Annotated in this window: 1 protein-coding gene; it reads right to left on the reverse strand. The window is 37.4% G+C overall.

Annotation, left to right across the window (positions count from 1 at the left end; translation table 11 throughout):
- Positions 1–55: 55 nt before the first annotated feature.
- Positions 56–1,119 (reverse strand): ISKra4 family transposase gene (locus PX482_RS26595; protein WP_106908108.1). Its coding sequence is split into 2 segments (ribosomal slippage): positions 56–963 and positions 963–1,119, totalling 1,065 coding nucleotides; the frame shifts between segments, so codons are not numbered across the junction.
- Positions 1,120–1,262 lie beyond the last annotated feature (143 nt).

Below are 1,262 nucleotides of genomic sequence, written 5' to 3' on the forward strand. Positions count from 1 at the left end.
GGGAGCATCTCACCTTTGCAATAAGTAGAAATGCTTAATGAGATCAATAAAAAAGTTAAAAAAGGCAACCATTTAGATAAGCACAGCGATGACGAAGGACTTGCGGTACATTACAAGATTGCCAACTTGCACCAGTAATTTTAAGACGATGAGCAATTTGTTTAATTTTTGATTCGACGGAGCCAGAGCCAATGGAAATCCCCTCTGCCTGCAAATAACCATAATTGACAATTCGATGTTTATGCTTGTTTAAATAAGTAATAAAATTCTCAACTTGCGGCTCTGACCATCCTTCACAACAAGAGATAGCGGCGTCCACGTCCCCCTTCCATAGAAAACATTTTACCTCCTCAATTCGCTGGAATGACCCGCCAACTTTATAGAGGTTTTCGATTAAATGATACCAATCCAATATTTCAATTCTTTCCTGTTTCTCTCCGATCTCACGAAATAAATTCCAGATACCATCATGTCCATCTCCTAAACAAATTAAAGGCTTGGCCAAAACTTGAGAATTAACCAAATCTAATAAAGCTGAGTTATCTTGAAAAAAAGCCGCTACCCCCAGTTGATGAAAACTCACTGCTTTATAATCACGCCAAATTAAGGCTTTTCCCTTGGCAGTTCTTAGTCGTACCTTACCGCCATCTAGGCTCATTTCTTCCACTTCCACTTCTGGGTTAGACGGTAATTCTTCAAAAGCATATCGATGTACGAGGCGTTGTTGGGTACTGTGAGAAACAGCAATCCCTGTCAATGATTTGATTTTCTGCGCCGATTTTTCGTAGGATTCATCGCCACTTAATAGCAAACAGTTCTTCTCTAACATTGGACTCATCTGAGTCCGAGACTTTATTTCTAATTTTTTCGCTTGTTTTTCTGTAATTGGTAATTCCCCCAAAATACTTTTCACTTTTCTCGTCCGACCGGCAGTTTCTTCTGTGCTTGTTTTGACAAAAAAATACCGATTTCTGGGTTAACATAATGAATCATTAAATCTCTGACTGTCTCCTCTATCTCTCCCAAGTTATTAAATTTCTTAATTTGGGATTGCTCATAGAGACATTGCCCTAACTCTTGACATAACTCTTTAATTCTTTTTTCATTTTCTGATAACATTGAATTATTCCTCCCATCGAGAGCTATTCTGAATTGTAAGTTATAACTATTATAATCTCATTTCTCTTTGTGATCAAGTTGAAGATTTTCTAGTTTTTGACTGCTATAAGTATTAATACTCATTGCATAAGTGAGATGCTCCC

Source organism: Microcystis sp. M53602_WE12, assembly GCF_030065455.1.
GTDB classification, from domain to species: domain Bacteria; phylum Cyanobacteriota; class Cyanobacteriia; order Cyanobacteriales; family Microcystaceae; genus Microcystis; species Microcystis aeruginosa.